We start from the raw sequence: 278 nt of genomic DNA, 5'->3' as shown, positions 1-278 counted from the left end.
TCGCGGCCACGCCGAGACGGCGGCCACTCGCTGACCAGAGCAACGTCCGCAATTGCTCCTGGGCTCAGCCGCCGGACTGCCCGACCGCGGTCGCCAGTGTGTCTTCCCATCCGTCACCGGCCGCCAGGATGCAGGTTTGGCCGTTAACGTCGGTCATCAGGATGGTCCAGGTTCCGCCGGCCGAGACAAAGACCTCGAAGATGGCTACTTGCCCGGCCACGCCGTAACCCAGCCGCTTCTCCTCGAATGCCGCCGCCAGCCTTGCGACCAGATAGTCG

General features: G+C 66.5%; 1 pseudogene. It reads right to left on the bottom strand.

Annotated features, from left to right (window positions below):
• Window positions 1-64 precede the first annotated feature (64 nt).
• A pseudogene (locus EN804_RS37635) lies at window positions 65-278 on the bottom strand (hypothetical protein); the annotation flags it as partial.

The organism is Mesorhizobium sp. M8A.F.Ca.ET.161.01.1.1 (assembly GCF_004792105.1).
Classification (GTDB): domain Bacteria; phylum Pseudomonadota; class Alphaproteobacteria; order Rhizobiales; family Rhizobiaceae; genus Mesorhizobium.
This window is presented reverse-complemented; position numbering and strand designations above follow the sequence as displayed.